General features: G+C 77.2%; 14 protein-coding genes. 9 read left to right on the top strand and 5 right to left on the bottom strand.

Annotated elements, in window-relative coordinates:
- Position 1: 1 nt before the first annotated feature.
- Complete coding sequence (locus tag HWY08_RS15290; protein ID WP_308469076.1) at positions 2–1,147, bottom strand: CgeB family protein; 1,146 nt, start codon at positions 1,145–1,147, stop codon at positions 2–4.
- Positions 1,144–2,232 carry a CgeB family protein gene (locus HWY08_RS15285; RefSeq protein ID WP_371869341.1) on the bottom strand — a complete coding sequence of 363 codons (1,089 nt, stop codon included), beginning with the start codon at positions 2,230–2,232 and terminating at the stop codon, positions 1,144–1,146. Before HWY08_RS15285 ends, HWY08_RS15290 begins: the two co-directional genes overlap by 4 nt.
- 166 nt (positions 2,233–2,398) lie before the next feature.
- On the opposite strand from HWY08_RS15285, the gene HWY08_RS15280 reads away from it, so the two are divergent.
- Genes HWY08_RS15280 through HWY08_RS15240 form a run of 9 tightly spaced genes read left to right on the top strand, consistent with a single transcriptional unit; the run spans position 2,399 to position 12,567 of the window.
- Positions 2,399–3,523 (top strand): NAD-dependent epimerase/dehydratase family protein, encoded by a 1,125-nt coding sequence (locus HWY08_RS15280; RefSeq protein WP_176066713.1) that lies wholly within the window; start codon positions 2,399–2,401, stop codon positions 3,521–3,523.
- Between the two features lie 16 nt (positions 3,524–3,539).
- Positions 3,540–4,604 (top strand): NAD-dependent epimerase/dehydratase family protein, encoded by a 1,065-nt coding sequence (locus HWY08_RS15275; protein ID WP_176066711.1) that lies wholly within the window; start codon positions 3,540–3,542, stop codon positions 4,602–4,604.
- 14 nt (positions 4,605–4,618) lie between these two features.
- On the top strand, positions 4,619–5,614 hold the full coding sequence (locus HWY08_RS15270; protein ID WP_235969653.1) for an MDR/zinc-dependent alcohol dehydrogenase-like family protein: 996 nt from the start codon (positions 4,619–4,621) through the stop codon (positions 5,612–5,614).
- Complete coding sequence (locus HWY08_RS15265) at positions 5,611–6,744, top strand: Gfo/Idh/MocA family protein (RefSeq protein WP_176066709.1); 1,134 nt, start codon at positions 5,611–5,613, stop codon at positions 6,742–6,744. The genes HWY08_RS15270 and HWY08_RS15265 overlap by 4 nt, the downstream gene beginning before the upstream one ends.
- The gene (locus HWY08_RS15260) at positions 6,741–7,856 is read left to right on the top strand and encodes a glycosyltransferase family 4 protein (protein WP_235969652.1); all 1,116 of its coding nucleotides are present in this window, start codon (positions 6,741–6,743) and stop codon (positions 7,854–7,856) included. The genes HWY08_RS15265 and HWY08_RS15260 overlap by 4 nt, the downstream gene beginning before the upstream one ends.
- The gene (locus HWY08_RS15255; RefSeq protein ID WP_176066707.1) at positions 7,844–9,007 is read left to right on the top strand and encodes a CgeB family protein; all 1,164 of its coding nucleotides are present in this window, start codon (positions 7,844–7,846) and stop codon (positions 9,005–9,007) included. Before HWY08_RS15260 ends, HWY08_RS15255 begins: the two co-directional genes overlap by 13 nt.
- Positions 9,008–9,034: 27 nt before the next feature.
- Complete coding sequence (locus HWY08_RS15250) at positions 9,035–10,855, top strand: ABC transporter ATP-binding protein (protein WP_176066705.1); 1,821 nt, start codon at positions 9,035–9,037, stop codon at positions 10,853–10,855.
- A gap of 45 nt (positions 10,856–10,900) precedes the next feature.
- On the top strand, positions 10,901–11,686 hold the full coding sequence (locus HWY08_RS15245) for a TIGR04290 family methyltransferase (RefSeq protein ID WP_176066703.1): 786 nt from the start codon (positions 10,901–10,903) through the stop codon (positions 11,684–11,686).
- On the top strand, positions 11,683–12,567 hold the full coding sequence (locus HWY08_RS15240; RefSeq protein ID WP_308469075.1) for a glycoside hydrolase 5 family protein: 885 nt from the start codon (positions 11,683–11,685) through the stop codon (positions 12,565–12,567). The genes HWY08_RS15245 and HWY08_RS15240 overlap by 4 nt, the downstream gene beginning before the upstream one ends.
- 7 nt (positions 12,568–12,574) lie before the next feature.
- Here the strand turns inward: HWY08_RS15240 and HWY08_RS15235 are convergent, their stop codons facing one another.
- Genes HWY08_RS15235 through HWY08_RS21645 form a run of 3 tightly spaced genes read right to left on the bottom strand, consistent with a single transcriptional unit; the run spans position 12,575 to position 15,514 of the window.
- Positions 12,575–14,263, bottom strand: a complete 1,689-nt coding sequence (locus tag HWY08_RS15235; protein ID WP_176066701.1) for a hypothetical protein — start codon at positions 14,261–14,263, stop codon at positions 12,575–12,577.
- 24 nt (positions 14,264–14,287) lie between these two features.
- On the bottom strand, positions 14,288–14,857 hold the full coding sequence (locus HWY08_RS15230) for a protein-tyrosine phosphatase family protein (protein WP_176066699.1): 570 nt from the start codon (positions 14,855–14,857) through the stop codon (positions 14,288–14,290).
- Positions 14,858–14,863: 6 nt separating this feature from the next.
- Positions 14,864–15,514 (bottom strand): hypothetical protein, encoded by a 651-nt coding sequence (locus HWY08_RS21645; protein ID WP_209005162.1) that lies wholly within the window; start codon positions 15,512–15,514, stop codon positions 14,864–14,866.
- Between the last annotated feature and the right edge of the window lie 36 nt (positions 15,515–15,550).

The raw sequence follows: 15,550 nt of genomic DNA, 5'->3' as shown, positions 1-15,550 counted from the left end.
GTCACCCTCCTCCGCCGCTCGCCTCGGCGAGGTAGCCCTCCAGCGCCCGCGCCCGGTGCGCCGCCGTGTGCTCGCCCAGGACCCGCGCCCGCGCCGCCTGGCCGAGGCGCCGCCGCTCCTCCTCCGGCAGCTCCCGGAGCAGGCGCAGCACCTCGTCCGCGCCGCGGGCGATCAGGATCTCGCGGCCGGGCTGGAAGAACTCCTCCAGGCCCTCCCACGCGTCCGAGATGACCGGGGTCCCGCAGGCGCCGGCCTCGAACAGCCGGACCGACGGCGAGAACCCCGCCCGCACCATGTCGGCGCGGGTGGCGTTGAGCGCGAAGCGCTGCGCGCCGTAGTAGGAGGCGTGCTGGGGCGGCGCCAGGTGCTCCATGCGCGCCACGTTGGGCGGCCAGCGCAGCTCGCGGGGATACTGCGCGCCGGCGACCGCGAAGCGCCCCTCGCGCCAGCGGCGCGCCGGCTCGAGCAGCAGCCGGTCGAGCACCGGCTGGCGATCCTCGCCGTAGGTGCCGAGGTAGCCGAGGTCCCACAGCGCCTCGCGCGGCTCCGGCCGGTACAGCTCCGGGTCGACGCTGCAGTAGAGCGCCCGCGCGGCGCGCGCCCCCAGCGCGCGCTCCACGTGCCGCAGGGTTGGACCGCCGGTGAAGGAGAGGTACAGCCCGTAGCGCGGCACGAGCTCGGGCGTGAGGTAGTCGCAGTCGCCGCGGGCGAGCCGCGCCAGCGTCACCGGCGTGTCGATGTCGTAGAAGGCGGTGGTGCCCCCGGCCTGCTCGAGCACCCACGCACCCACCGCCGCGCCCTGCGGCACGTAGGAGCCGACCACCACCAGGTCGGCGGCCCGCACCAGGCGCGTGAAGCGGTCCTTCAGCTCCTCGACGTTCCGGTACAGCTCCGTCCGGCCCCAGGGCGGGCGCGGGAGGTCGCGGTTGTCGGCGTACCAGGGCACGTCGCGCTCGAGGAAGGTGACGCGGTGGCCCCGCCGGACGAGCTCCCGCACCAGGCCGCGGTAGGTGGTGGCGTGGCCGTTGCCCCAGGACGAGGTGATGGAGAGGCCGAGCAGGACGATGTCGGCCGTCCTGCTCGCCCCGGAGGCCGGCCGGGGCCCGGGCTCGCCACCTCCGGCGGCCGCGCGGAGGCCCGGCCTCACGCGATCTCCCGAGCGGCGCCGCCTTCGTCCAGGGCGACCTCCACCTGGCGCGCCCGCTGCGCGTAGGTGTGCTCCGCGAGGACCCGCCGCAGCGCCGCCGCCCCGAGGCGCCGGGCGCGCGCCGGCTGGAGGGCGGCGAGGTGCTCCGCCACCTCCTCGCCGTCGCGCGCGACGAGCACCTCGCGCCCCGGCTCGAGGAAGAGCTCGAGCCCCTCCCAGGCGTCGGTGACGACGCACGCGCCGGCGCCGGCCGCCTCGAAGACGCGCGTCGGCGGGGAGAACCCGAAGCGCGCCATGCTGTCGCGGTTCACGTTGAGCACGGCCGTGCATGAGCAGTTGAGCGCGTTGTGGTCGCCGGTGGGCACGTGCCCGAGCCAGCGGACGTTGGCGGGCAGCGCGAGGTCGCCCCAGCCGGCGCCCCCCAGCACGAAGCGCCTGCCGGGGAGCCGCTGCGCCGCGCGGAGGAAGAACGCCCGCACCCTCGCCTCGCGATCGGGGAGCCGGTTGCCGAGGAAGGCGAGGTCCGCCGCCAGCCGCGGGTCGGCCGGCGCCGGGTGGTGCGTCTCGGGGTCGAGCGCGTTGTAGATGGGGATGCACGCCCGCGCACCGAGCGATCGGTACGCGCGCACCACCGGCGCGCCGCCGCCGTAGGTGAACACCGCGTCGTAGCGCGGCACCAGCGCCCGGAACGGATCGGCCGGGTCCGACGCGACGCGCTCCAGCGTCGCCGGCGCGTCGACGTCCCAGAAGATCACCGCGTTGCCGGGCCGGCGCAGCTCGAGCGCGCGCCGCTCCAGCTCCGCGTCGAGCACGCCGACCCCGCTCGCCTTCACCACCAGATCGGCGCGCCGCGCCTCGCTGAGGCAGCGATCGAGCGCCTCCGGCTGCCCCGGCTGCCAGACGACCACCCGCGCCCACGGCGGGTCCGGGATGTCGCGGTGTGCCTGGCGATCGAAGGCATCGGGCTCGTAGAAGGTCACGGCGTGCCCTCGCCCCGCCAGCGCCCGGAGGAGCCCCCGGTAATACGTCGCCGCCCCGTTCCAGTAGGCCGACACCAGGCTGGAGCCGAAGAAGGCGATGTGCATGCGCGTCTCCATTCCGCGGGGGCGTCACCACAACATGTGACCTCCGGTGCCGAGAGGCATCGCCGCGAGAGACGCGCGCGGCGCGGTGCACTGTGCGTGCTGACGGCGGCGGCGGGTTGCAGGTCGGGCGTGGGGGTTGCAGCTTCTTGCTCGCGGAGCGACCTGCATGCCCACTGCGCGGACCATCCTCATCACCGGCGGGGCCGGCTTCATCGGCTCGCACCTCGCCGATCACCTGCTCGCGCGCGGCCACCGCGTCCGCGCCCTCGACGACCTCTCACCGCAGGTGCACGGGGAAGGGGCCACCCGCCCGACGTACCTCGATCGCGAGGTCGAGCTGGTGGTGGGGGACGTGCGCGACCGGGCCGCCGTCCGGCGGGCGCTGCAGGGCGTCGACGCCGTCTACCACCTGGCCGCCATGGTGGGCGTGGGCCAGAGCATGTACGAGATCGAGCGGTACACCTCGGTCAACGCCGTCGGCACGGCGGTCCTGCTGGAGGCGCTCATCGAACGTCCGGTCGAGCGGCTGGTGGTGGCCTCCAGCATGAGCCTCTACGGCGAGGGCCTCTACCGCGACGCGCGGAGGCTCCCGTTCCCGGGCGCCGAGCGCACGCTGGCCCAGCTCGCGCGGCGCGAGTGGGAGCCCGTCGGGCCGGCGGGCGAGCCGCTCGCGCCCCTGCCGACCCCCGAGGGGAAGGCGCCCGCGCTGCCGAGCGTGTACGCGCTCACGAAGTTCGACCAGGAGCGCCTGTGCCTGACCGCCGGGCGCGCCTACGGCATCCCGACGGTCGCGCTGCGCTTCTTCAACGTCTACGGGACGCGCCAGGCGCTCTCGAACCCGTACACCGGCGTGCTCGCCATCTTCGCCGCCCGCCTCCTCAACGGCCGTCCACCGCTCGTGAACGAGGACGGCCTGCAGCGGCGCGACTTCGTCTCGGTCCACGACGTGGCGCAGGCCTGCCGGCTGGCGCTGGAGGTGCCCGCCGCGGCCGGGCAGGTGTTCAACGTCGGCAGCGGGCGGAGCTTCACGGTCCGTGAGGTGGCCGAGCGGCTGGCCGCGGTGCTGGGGCAGGAGCGGCTCGCGGCGGAGATCACCGGCAAGTACCGGATGGGCGACATCCGCCACTGCTTCGCCGACATCGAGCGCGCCCGGCGCGTGCTCGGGTACGCGCCGCGGGTCGACTTCGAGGACGGGCTGCGCGAGCTCGCGGGCTGGCTCGAGGGGCAGCTGCCCCACGACCGCGTCCACGAGGCGGCCTCGAAGCTGGCGGCGCTGGGGCTGTCCATCTGAGCGGGGGAGGCGGCGCTTGAGCGCGACGAGGCGGACGGTCATCACCGGCGGCGCGGGCTTCATCGGCACCAACCTGGCCGACCGGCTCGCGCGCGAGGGCGAGCAGGTGCTGCTCTACGACGATCTGTCGCGCCCGGGGACGGAGCGGAACCTCCGCTGGCTCCTCGCCGAGCACGGCGCGCGGGTCCAGCTCGAGCGCGGGGACGTGCGCGACGCGGCGCGCCTCGCGCGCGCGCTGCGCGGGGCCACCTCGGTCTTCCACCTCGCGGCCCAGGTGGCGGTCACGACCAGCCTCGCCGACCCGCTCGGCGACTTCGAGGTGAACGCGCGCGGCACGCTCCACCTGCTCGAGGCGCTGCGGGGGCTGCCGACGCCGCCGCCCCTCGTGTTCACCTCCACCAACAAGGTGTACGGCGCGCTCGACGACGTGGCGGTCGCGGCCGGCCCGCTCCGGTACACGCCGCCGCCCGGGAGCCCCTGGGCGCGGGGCGTCTCGGAGGCGCGCCCGCTCGCGTTCCACAGCCCGTACGGCTGCTCCAAGGGCGCCGCCGACCAGTACGTGCTCGACTACGCCCGCACCTACCGGCTGCCCGCGGCGGTGTTCCGCATGAGCTGCATCTACGGGCCGCACCAGCACGGGAACGAGGACCAGGGCTGGCTCGCCCACCTCCTGCGCGCCGCGCTGCGCGGCGAGCCCATCACCATCTACGGCGACGGCAAGCAGGTGCGCGACGCCCTGTTCGTGGAGGACCTCGTCGACGCCTTCCTGCTCGCCCGCGCCGGGATGCACCGCCTGGCGGGCGCCGCCTACAACGTCGGCGGCGGCCCGGAGCGGACGCTCTCCCTGCTCGAGCTCGTGGGCGCCCTCGAGCCCCTCGGCGGGCACCGGCCGAAGGTGGCCTTCGCGCCGTGGCGCGCGGCCGACCAGCGCTGGTACGTCTCCGACACCCGCAAGCTGCAGCGCGCCCTGGGCTGGCGCCCGGCGGTCGGCGTGGCCGAGGGCATCCAGCGGCTGTACGTCTGGCTCCGCGCCGACGAGCGCCCCGCCGGCGGCGCCGCCGTAGCCGAGGCGCACGTCTGACCGGAGGGCCGAGCATGGACCCCGCCACCTCCCCCCGGCCGCGCCGCGCGCAGCGCATGCGCGCCGCGGTCCTCGCGGGGCCCGGCCGCCTCGAGCTCGCGGACGTCGCGCGCCCCGAGCCCGGGCCGGGCCAGGTGCGGATCCGGCTGGAGGGCTCGGGCCTGTGCGGCTCGAACCTGCCGGTGTTCGAGGGCCGCCCCTGGTTCAGCTACCCGCTCGCGCCCGGCGCGCCGGGCCACGAGGGGTGGGGGCGCGTCGACGCGGCAGGCGCCGGGGTCCGGGCGCTCTCCGAGGGCGACCGGGTGGCCTGCCTCGGGGCGGCCGCGTTCGCCGACTACGAGGTGGTCGACGCGGCCGCGGCGGTGAAGCTCCCGCGCGCGCTCGACGGCGCGCCCTTCCCCGGGGAGCCGCTCGCCTGCGCGGTCAACGCCTTCCGCCGCAGCGGCGTCGAGGCGGGGCAGGCGGTGGCGGTGGTCGGGGTGGGGTTCCTGGGCGCGGTCCTCACCGCGCTGGCCGCCGGCGCCGGCGCCCGGGTGGTGGCGGTGGGGCGCCGGCCGTCCGCGCTCGAGGTGGCGCGGCGCATGGGCGCGGCGGAGGTGGTCCCCCTGGGCGAGCTCTGGCCGACGTTCGAGCGCGTCAAGGCGGCCGCCGGCGGGCGGATGCTGGACGTCGCGATCGAGGCGGCCGGGGCGCAGCTCCCGCTCGACCTCGCCGGCGAGCTCGTGCGCGAGCGCGGGCGGCTGGTGATCGCCGGGTACCACCAGGACGGGACGCGGACGGTGAACCTGCAGTCCTGGAACTGGCGCGGGATCGACGTGGTGAACGCGCACGAGCGGAACCCGGCGGTCTACGCGGAGGGGATGCGACTGGCGGTGGCCGCGGTGGCGGAAGGGCGGCTCGACCCGCGGCCGCTCTACACGCACGCCGTCGCGCTCGAGCGGATCGGCGAGGCGTTCGCGGCGCTGCGCGACCGGCCGGAGGGGTTCATGAAGGCCCTGGTGACGATGTGAGCGCGACCGCGACCTCGACCGCGACCTCGACCTCGACCTCGACCGCGACCTCGACCGCGACCTCGACCGCGAACGCGAACGCGAAGTCGGCCGCGACCGCGAGCTCGGCCGCTGCCGCGGCCGCCTCCTCGCGGCGGCCGCGCCTCGGCTTCCTCGGGGTGGGCTGGATCGGCAAGCACCGGCTGGAGGCGGTGGCGCGGAGCGGGCTGGCCGAGGTGGCGGCGGTCGCGGACGCGGCCGCGGGGCCGGCGCGCGCCGCCGCCGAGGTGGCGCCGGGGTGCCTCGCCCTGTCCTCCCTCGACGCGCTGCTGGAGCTCCCGCTCGACGGCGTCGTCATCGCCACCCCGAGCGCGCTCCACGCCGAGCAGGCGGTGCGGGCGCTCGAGCGCGGGCGGGCCGTGTTCTGCCAGAAGCCGCTCGGGCGCAATGCGGCCGAGGCGCGGCGCGTGGCCGACGCGGCGCGCGCCGCGGACCGGCTGCTCGCGGTCGACCTGTCCTACCGCTTCGTGGCCGGCGTCCCCGCCCTGCGCGAGCTCGTCCGCGGCGGCGCGCTCGGCCGCGTCTACGCGGTCGACCTCGTCTTCCACAACGCGTACGGACCGGACAAGGCCTGGTTCTACGACGCGCGCCAGGCGGGCGGCGGGTGCCTCATGGACCTCGGCATCCACCTCGTCGACCTGGCGCTGTGGGCGCTCGACTTCCCGGAGGTGGCGGTGGTCGGCGCGCGCGCCTCCGCCCAGGGCCACCCGCTCGCCGGGCGCGACGAGGTGGAGGACCACGTCGCGGCGCTGCTCGAGGTGCCCGGTGGGCCCGCCCTCCGGCTGGCCTGCTCCTGGCGGCTGCCGGCGGGGTGCGACTGCGTCATCGAGGCCTCGTTCTACGGGACGGAGGGGGGCGCCGCGCTCCGCAACGTGAACGGCTCGTTCTACGACTTCACGGTCGAGCGCTTCCGTGGCACCGCGCGCGAGCGGCTGGCCGGGCCCCCCGACGCCTGGGGCGGCCGGGCGGCGGTCGCCTTCGCGGCGGCGCTCGCCGCGGGCGGCCGCTACGATCCCGAGGTGGAGGGGATCGTGCGCGTGGCGGAGGTCCTCGACGGCGTCTACGCGGCCGCCGCGGTGGCCCGACCGTGAACGTCCTCATGACCGCCGACACGGTGGGCGGCGTCTTCACCTACGCCCTCGAACTGGCGGCGGCGCTCGGCCGCGCGGGCGCGCAGGTGGCGCTGGCCACGCAGGGGCGGATGCTCTCCCCCGACCAGTGGGACGAGGCGCGGCGGATCTCCGGGCTGGAGGTGTTCGAGAGCCAGGGCCGGCTGGAGTGGATGGAGGAGCCCTGGGAGGACGTGGCCCGCGCTGGAGACTGGCTGCTCGAGCTGGAGGCGCGGCTCGCCCCGGACGTGGTCCACCTCGACGAGTTCGCGCACGGCGCCCTGCCGTTCGCGGCGCCGCGGCTGGTGGTCGGCCACTCCTGCGTGTGCTCCTGGTTCGAGGCGGTCCGGGGCGAGCCCCCGCCGCCGAGCTTCGCCCGTTACCGCGCCGAGGTGGCGCGGGGCCTCCGCGGGGCGGACCTGGTGGTCGCGCCGACGCGCTTCATGCTGGAGGCGCTCGAGCGCCACCACGGCCCCCTGCCCCGCGCCCGCGTCATCCCCAACGGCCGCTCGCCGGCGCGCTTCACCCCCGCCGAGAAGGAGCCGTTCATCCTCTGCGCGGGGCGGCTGTGGGACGAGGCGAAGAACGCGCGGCTGCTCGACGCGGTCGCCGGCGACCTCCCCTGGCCGGTGCTGCTCGCGGGCGAGGAGGCGCACCCGGACGCGGCCGGCGCCCCCGCCCCGCGCTCGCGCCACGCCCGCCCGCTCGGCCGCCTCCGCCCCGAAGCGCTGGCGAACTTCTTCCGCCGCGCCGCCGTCTACGCGCTGCCCGCGCGCTACGAGCCGTTCGGCCTCTCGGTGCTGGAGGCGGCGCTGGCCGGCTGCGCGCTGGTGCTGGGCGACACGCCCTCTCTGCGCGAGCTGTGGAGCGGCGCCGCGCTGTTCGTCGACCCCGCGTCGGCGGAGGGGCTCGCGGCGGCGCTGCGCCGGCTCGCGGAGCGGCCCGAGCTGCGCGCCAGGATGGGCGCGCTCGCGCGCGAGCGGGGCCTCACCCTCTCGCCGGAGCGCATGGCGAGCGGCTACCTCGAGGCCTACCGCGCGCTGCTCGCCGGGCGGGCCGCGAGCGCGCCGGAGGCGGCGTCGTGCGGGTGGTGATCTTCTGCCACTCGGCCCTGTCCGACTGGAACCACGGGAACGCCCACTTCCTGCGCGGGGTGGCGACCGAGCTGGCGGCGCGCGGCCACGAGGTCCGGCTCCTCGAGCCGGACGGCGGCTGGAGCCTCTCGAACCTGCTCGCCGACGCCGGGCCGGAAGCGCTCGCGGGGTTCCACGCCGCCTACCCACGGCTCGCCCCGGAGCGCTACCGGCTCGACGCGCTCGACCTCGACCAGGCGCTCGACGGCGCCGGCCTCGTGCTCGTGCACGAGTGGAGCGACCCGGCGCTCGTCCGCCAGGTCGGCGCCCACCGCCGCCGCGGGGGCCGGTACGCGCTCCTCTTCCACGACACCCACCACCGCGCGGTCACCGACCCGGGCGCGATGGCGGCCTTCGACCTCGACGGCTACGACGCGGTCCTGGCGTTCGGCGAGGTCATCCGCGAGCTCTACCTGCGCCGCGGCTGGGCGCGGCGCGCCTTCACCTGGCACGAGGCGGCCGACACGCGCGTGTTCCGGCCGCTCCCGGGCGTCCCGGGAGAAGGCGACCTGGTCTGGATCGGCAACTGGGGCGACGAGGAGCGCACCGCGGAGCTGCACGAGTTCCTGCTCGGGCCGGTCCGGGCGCTCGGGCTGCGCGCGCGCGTCCACGGGGTCCGCTACCCGGAGGCGGCGCGGCGCGCGCTCTCCGAGGCGGGCGTCGCCTACCGCGGCTACCTCCCGAACTTCGAGGCGCCGCGCGCCTTCGCGGCGCACCGGGTGACCGTCCACGTGCCGCGCCGGCCGTACGTCCTCGCCCTGCCGGGCATCCCGACCATCCGGCCCTTCGAGGCGCTGGCGTGCGGGATCCCGCTCGTCTCGGCGCCGTGGCGGGACGCCGAGGGGCTGTTCCGGCCCGGCGAGGACTTCCTCGTCGCCCGGGACGGCGCCGAGATGGCGCGCCACCTCCGGGCGGTGCTCGGCGATCCCGCGCTCGCCGCCGGGCTCGCGGCGCGCGGGCTCGAGACCGTCCGGGCGCGCCACACCTGCGCGCACCGCGTGGACGAGCTCTGCGCCATCCTGAGCGCGCTCGGGCACCCGGTCCCGGGGGTGGGTGGCTGTGGGCCCTCCGCGCCAGAAACCCCTGTTCTATCGGGTACCTGTCCTTCCTGAGCGGAAGGTGATAGCCATACGCCCCGTATGGAGCGCCTCCACCTTTTCGCCCCCGCCCGGAGGCCCTCTCCGCGCCGCCGGGCCCTGGCGTTCCTCCGGCCTCACGCGCTCCCCATCGCCGGCATCCTGGCGCTCGCGCTCGGCGCCGCGGGCCTCTCCGCCGCCGAGCCGCTCGTCCTCCGCAGCGTCATCGACGGCCTCGGCTCCGGCGCCCGCGGCCCGCTCGTGCGCGGCGTGCTCCTCCTGGCGGGCGTCTACCTCGCCCGCGAGGCGGGCGGGGCGCTCGGCAACTGGCTCACCTGGCGGACGCGGCTCCAGGTGCAGTTCGCCATCACCGAGCAGTGCGTCACCGCGCTGCACGGGCTGCCGGTCGCGTTCCACCGCCAGGAGCCGGTCGGCGCGGTGATGACCCGGCTCGACCGGAACGTGCAGGGGTTCGTGAACGGCCTGCACGAGGTCGCGTTCAACGTGGTCCCCTCGGTCGTGTACCTGGCCCTGGCGAGCGCCATCCTCTTCCGCCTCGACGTCCGCCTCGCCGCGACGGTGGTCCTCTTCGCGCCGCTGCCCGCGCTCATCGCCTTCGCCGCGGCCCCGCGCCAGACGCGCCGCGAGAAGGCGCTGCTCGACCGCTGGGCCCGCATCTACTCCCGGTTCAACGAGGTGCTCTCCGGGATCGTCACCGTGAAGAGCTTCGCGATGGAGGACGCGGAGCGGAAGCGCTTCCTCGGCCAGGTCCGCGAGGCGAACGAGGTGGTGCGGGACGGCGTCGCCTACGACGCCGGGGTGGGCGCGCTGCAGAGCGCGGTGGCCGCCGCCGCGCGGCTGGCGACGCTGGCGGTCGGCGGCGCGCTCGTGCTCCGGGGCCAGGTCACCGTGGGCACGCTGGTCGCGGTGCTCGGCTACCTCGGCTCGCTCTTCGCGCCGGTGCAGGGGCTCTCCGGCGTCTACCGGACGCTGCAGACGGCCAAGGTGTCCCTCGACGGCGTGTTCTCGCTGCTCGACACCGAGGACGCCCTCGCCGATGCGCCCGCCGCCTCGGAGCCCGGCCCGCTCCGGGGCGAGGTGCACTTCGAGGGGGTCTCCTTCCGCTTCGCCGGCGGGCCGCTGCTCCTCGACGGCATCGACCTCCACGTCCGGCCGGGCGAGCGCGTGGCGCTGGTGGGCCCGAGCGGCGCCGGCAAGACCACGCTCGTCACCCTGCTGCAGCGCTTCTACGACCCGATCGCCGGGGCGGTGAGGGTGGACGGCCGGGACCTGCGCGAGCTGCGCCAGCGCTCGGTCCGCCGGCAGATCGGCGCCGTCCTGCAGGACGCGCTCCTCTTCAACGAGACGGTGCGCGAGAACATCGCCTACGGGCGCCCCGAGGCCACGCGGGAGGAGATCGAGGAGGCGGCGCGGCTCGCCAACGCCCACGACTTCGTGAGCCGGCTGCCGCAGGGCTACGACACCGTGGTCGGCGAGCGCGGCGCGCGCCTCTCGGCCGGCGAGCGCCAGCGGATCGCCATCGCGCGGGCGCTCCTCAAGCGGCCCGCCATCCTCATCCTGGACGAGCCGACGAGCGCCCTCGACGCCGAGTCCGAGGCGCTCGTGCAGGAGGCGCTCGACCGCGTGATGGCGGGGCGGACCACCTTCTCCATCGCCCACCGCCTCTCGACGGTGGTGAACGCCGATCGCATCCTGGTCCTGCGCGACGGCCGCATCGCGGAGCAGGGCTCGCACGCCGAGCTGATGGCGCGCGGCGGCGAGTACGCCCGCCTGGTCCTGAAGCAGACCCGCGGCCTGCTCGCGCCGGCGCCGGAGCGCGCCGCGCCCCGGCGGGCGATGAACGCCCGCGCCCCGGCTGCATAGCTTTCCGGGGCGGCCCGCCCTCCCCCCGGGCCGCGAGGAGGGGGGATGTCCCGGAGCGGGCTGTCCAGGCAGGAGATCGAGCGGCGCGTCCACGCGCTCGGCGACTGGTTCCACAACCTCGACCTGGGCGGCGTCCGGACGGCGCCGGACCACTTCCTCGGCGACTACCCCGCCATCGTCTGGCGCGCCATCTCGGACGCGCTCCCGGCGCGGCTCGACGGCCGGACCGTGCTCGACGTCGGCTGCAACGCCGGGTTCTTCTCGCTGGAGATGAAGCGCCGCGGGGCGGCGCGGGTGGTGGGGCTCGACTCGGACGAGCGGTACCTGGCGCAGGCGCGGCTGGCCAGCGAGGTCTCCGGGCTGGAGCTGGAGCTGCGCCAGCTCTCGGTCTACGACGTCGCCCGGCTCGGCGAGCGCTTCGACCTGGTGCTGTTCATGGGCGTGCTCTACCACCTGCGGCACCCGCTGCTCGCGCTCGACCTCCTCCACGAGCACGCGGTGGGCGAGACGCTCGTCTTCCAGAGCATGCTGCGCGGCTCGCAGGGCGCGTTCCCGGTCGCCCGCGACTACCCGTTCGACGAGCGCGAGATCTTCGATCACCCCTCCTGGCCCAAGCTCCACTTCGTGGAGCACGCCTACGCCCGCGACTGGACCAACTGGTGGATCCCGAACCGCGCCGGGGCGGAGGCGCTGCTCCGGGCCTCCGGCTTCGAGCCGCGCGCGGTGCCCGGGACCGAGGTCTACCTCTGCCGCCGCGGCGCGCGGCCCACGCCGGACGGCGCGGTGTACCCCGCGCGCGGACCGGCGGCCGGCGAGGAGGGGCCGCCGTGATCGAGGCCGTCATGCTCTGGAACGAGCCCAACAACCTCTCGCACTGGGACTTCCAGCTCGACCCGCAGTGGGCGACGTTCGGCGCGATGGTGCGCGCCGCGGGCGCCGCCGTGGCGGCGGAGGCGGAGGTGACGCGGGTGCTGGGCGGCATCTCCCCCATCGACCCGGCCTTCCTGCGGCTCCTCGGCGACCACGGCGCCCTCGACGCGGTCGACGCGGTGGCGGTCCACGGCTTCCCCCTCGACTGGAACCACTGGCCCATCCACGAGTGGCCGGCGCGCCTCGACGAGGTCCGGGCCGCGGTGCGCCACCCGGTGTGGGTGAGCGAGGTGGGCGTCTCGAGCTTCGGCGCGGAGGAGGTGCAGGAGTTCGGGCTGCGCCGGACCGCCGAGCTCATCCTGGAGCGGGCGCCGCGGGTGCACTGGTACAGCCTCTTCGACCTGCCCAGGGCCTGGCCCGCCACCACCCGCCACCGGGAGGCGGAGGGCTCCTCCTACTACCGGCACTTCTACATGGGGCTCCTCCGCGAGGACGGCGCCCCCAAGCTCGCGCTGCGCCACTTCGCCGACTACACGCCCGCGCTCGGCATCTGCCAGTGGTTCCACTTCCAGGACCCGCGCCTCGACGACGGCGTCGCGTGGCTGCGGAAGCTGGGGGTGAAGAAGCTGCGCACCGGGCTCTCCTGGGCCGACAGCTTCCGCGAGGGCGCCGAGGCGTGGTTCGACCGGCAGATGCGCGCGCTCGAGCCGTTCGACGTGACCGTGACCTACTGCTTCACGCCCGAGCACCGCGGGGTGCGGCCCCACCACACGAGCCCGCCGCAGCGGGTGGAGGAGTTCGCCGACTTCTGCGCGCGGATGACGAGGCGGTACGCGCGGTGAGCGGCGCTCAGCCGAGCGCCGTGGCCAGGAGCCCCCGGTAGCGCCCCAGCTCCGCCTCGACCAGGGCCCGCTCCGCGGGGTCGCCCTCGGTCGCGAGCGCGAAGGTCCAGCGGCCGAGGCGGTGGGCGAGGTAGGCGGCGCGCAGGAACGCGAGCGCGCCCGCCGAGGCCCCGGGCGCGACCCGGGCGCGAAGCTCCCCGGCGGCGCCCGGCGACAGCCCCAGCTCGACCTCCGCCGCCGCGACGTCCCAGGCGATGGGCTGCGCGCCGGCCAGGTCGTGGCCCCGGGCGTGGTCGAGCGCGTCGGCCTTGACGAGGCGCCCGCCGCCGTCCACGAGCCACTCCCACCGCTCCAGCTTGCCGTCCACCCGCACCGGCCGGAGCCGCGCCGCCTCCCGGGCGCCGGCTGCGTACCGGTCCACCGCCGCCGCCGCGACCGGCCCGAGCGCCTCGCCGGCGTTCACCCGCAGGAGCTCGAGCAGCGCCGCCGGGTCCGCTCCCTCTCCCGGCGTCGCCGGGAAGGCGCCGGCCCGGAACGCCAGGTAGCGCGCGAGGTGCTCCACGAGCACCGGCTCGGCGAGGTCCACCTCCTCGAGCGGGCGCGCCTCCACCCAGGGCTGCACGAGGAAGCCCTCGGCGAGCCCGGCCGGCGGCGGGAGGAAGCCGGCGGTGGCCAGCGCCCGCGCCAGGGCGAGCGTCTCCTCCGCGCAGCGGCCGAGCCCCGCGAAGCGGGCCACCCAGGCCCCGCCCCGCGCGCGGGCGAGGAGCTTGCGGCGCTCCTGCTGGCGGAAGACGGGCGGGAGGCGGCGGCCCGGCGCGATCGCGTGCGCCCGCCAGGCGCCGGCCGACAGGTCCGACAGCTCGGCCTCGCCGGTGAGCGCCGTCACGGCGGCGCGCACTCGCGGCAGCACCGCCTCCTCGAACGGCACCACCCGCCGGTCCACCTCGCGCCAGCGCGCGCGGTCCCGCTCGGCCGCGGCCGGACCGGGGTCGTTCAGGTGGGCGGGCAGGAAGGTGACCCGCTCGCGCGGCGCGCCCGCCTCGTCGAGCGCGCGCGCGACCGCCAGGAAGGAGCTGCCCGAGAGCCCCGGCCCCTCGTCGGCGACCGCGAAGCGCGCCCCGCGGCGCGCGGCGTCCGCGAGGCGCGCGCGCAGCTCGGGCGAGAGCCGGAGCGCGCGCGCGTGCGGGTGTCCGACGGGGCGCACCGTCACGAGCGCCGCGGCCCCGAGCGCGGCGGCGGCCATCGCGCCGAGGCCAGTCCCGATGCTCCGCACGCCGACGGCGATCCACGGACGGTCGCGGGGCAGGTCGCGCGCGGCGAGCGCGTAGGTCTCGGGGTAGAGCGCGTAGTGCGCATGGCCCTCCGGCTCCTTCACTCGCACGGTGGGCGGCAGCGGCAGCGCGGCGAGCGCCTCCAGCTCCGGCGGGGGCGCGCCCGCCGCCGGCCGGCCCTCCCAGGCGGTCCAGGCCCGGCGCGCCAGCGCGGCGGTCAGGGCCAGGGCGGCGTCCGCGAGCGCGTCGGGCCCGTCCTCGCCGCGCGCCTCGAAGGCGCGGTCCGCCAGGCCCTGCGCCAGCGACGCCGCCTCGAGGAAGGCCGCGCGCGGCGCCTGGGGCCCGCGCTCGCCGAGCCGCGCTCGCGCGGCGGCCAGGAGCTCGCGCGGCGAGGCCTCGCGGAGGCGGTCGCCGTAGTACAGCACGCCCGGCCTCGCCCGGCCCGCCGCTCAGCGCGCCGCCCCGCGCGCCTGCCCGCCGGCCGGCTCGCGCAGGTGGCTGTAGGCGATCCAGGCCAGCTCGTCGAAGGACGGGATGGCGAGGTCCTGGCCGGTGCGCGCCCGCCAGGTGGCGAGCCATGCCCGGTAGGTCTCGAGCTGGCCGGGGCTCGGCGAGACGCGCCGCCGCGCCGCCTTGGCCCGGGCGAGCGCCGCGAGCGGCGGGTCGCCGCGCGCCACCAGCACGCACAGCGCGAGCAGCGCGCTGCGGCCCACGCCGTGCTGGCAGTGGACGAGCACCTTGGCACCCCGGTCCAGCTTCGCGCCGACCCAGCTCACCCCGTCGTCGAGCATCGGCAGCGCGACGCCCATGAGGTCCTGCGTGGGCAGGCGGAGCAGCTCGATGCCGTGCGCGCGCAGGACCGCCTCGTCGTCGCACTCCTCGACGCGCAGGTCCACCACGTGGTGGATCCCGTGCTCCCGGGCGAGGCGGCCGGCCGCGGCGAGCGGCAGCCGCCCGCCGACCGCGAGGTCGGGCGTCACCCAGTCGAGATCGAGCTCGCCCGCGCGGTCGGGGATCATCTGCGCTCAACGCTTCGAGGTGGGGCGGCGGCTGCCGCGGCCGGTGCGCGCGCGCCCGCCGGCCGAGGGGCGCCGCGCGGCGCCGGCGCCCCGCTTGCTCGCCGCGCTCCGGGAGCCGCCGCGCTTCGCCGGCGCGCGGCCCCCCGCCATCCGGGCCGCGCTCGCGCGCGGCGCCTTGCGGCGCCGCTCCCCCTGCCCCGCCCGCGTCGCGCCGGCGCCGGCCCGCTTCGTCCGGCGGGTGCCCTCGCGACGCCGGGCGGCGGCGCTGGCGCGGCCCGCCTTGCTCGCGGCCGCGCTCCGCCCGGCCCGCGGACCGGCGCGCCGCGCGCGGCGGGACGCCCCGCGGTCACCGCGCGCGCGCGCCGCGGCGGCCTCGCGCGCCACCAGCTTGTTGAAGTTGCTCCGCTGCCCGCGCGCCGTCTGCTCCTGGTACACGAGCGCCAGGCCTGAGGCGTCGAACTTCTCGAACCAGTCGTCCCACGAGATGTGCCGCAGCGGCGGCGTGCCGGTGTAGCCGGGGAAGTCCAGCCGGAGGACGCCGGCGTCTTCCCCCCCTCGCTCGGTCCCCTCCACCTCCGCGGGCGACGCGCCCCGCCCCTCCGCCCAGCGCCGGATCTCCTCGTGATCGGTGGTGGTCCTGCTCGACCCTCTCGCCATGCCTCTCCCCCTCGCCGTGTCCCGGCGCGCGCGGCG

Source organism: Anaeromyxobacter diazotrophicus (assembly GCF_013340205.1).
Classification (GTDB): domain Bacteria; phylum Myxococcota; class Myxococcia; order Myxococcales; family Anaeromyxobacteraceae; genus Anaeromyxobacter_A; species Anaeromyxobacter_A diazotrophicus.
The sequence above is the reverse complement of the archived record's forward strand: the minus strand, read 5'-3'. Positions and strand labels throughout refer to the sequence as shown.

Coding starts and splice junctions, on each gene's coding strand:
- HWY08_RS15285 (WP_371869341.1), bottom strand. CDS start 2,232: ATGCACATCGCCTTCTTCGGCTCCAGCCTGGTGTCGGCCTACTGGAAC.
- HWY08_RS15280 (WP_176066713.1), top strand. CDS start 2,399: ATGCCCACTGCGCGGACCATCCTCATCACCGGCGGGGCCGGCTTCATC.
- HWY08_RS15270 (WP_235969653.1), top strand. CDS start 4,619: ATGGACCCCGCCACCTCCCCCCGGCCGCGCCGCGCGCAGCGCATGCGC.
- HWY08_RS15250 (WP_176066705.1), top strand. CDS start 9,035: ATGGAGCGCCTCCACCTTTTCGCCCCCGCCCGGAGGCCCTCTCCGCGC.
- HWY08_RS15245 (WP_176066703.1), top strand. CDS start 10,901: ATGTCCCGGAGCGGGCTGTCCAGGCAGGAGATCGAGCGGCGCGTCCAC.
- HWY08_RS15230 (WP_176066699.1), bottom strand. CDS start 14,857: ATGATCCCCGACCGCGCGGGCGAGCTCGATCTCGACTGGGTGACGCCC.
- HWY08_RS21645 (WP_209005162.1), bottom strand. CDS start 15,514: ATGGCGAGAGGGTCGAGCAGGACCACCACCGATCACGAGGAGATCCGG.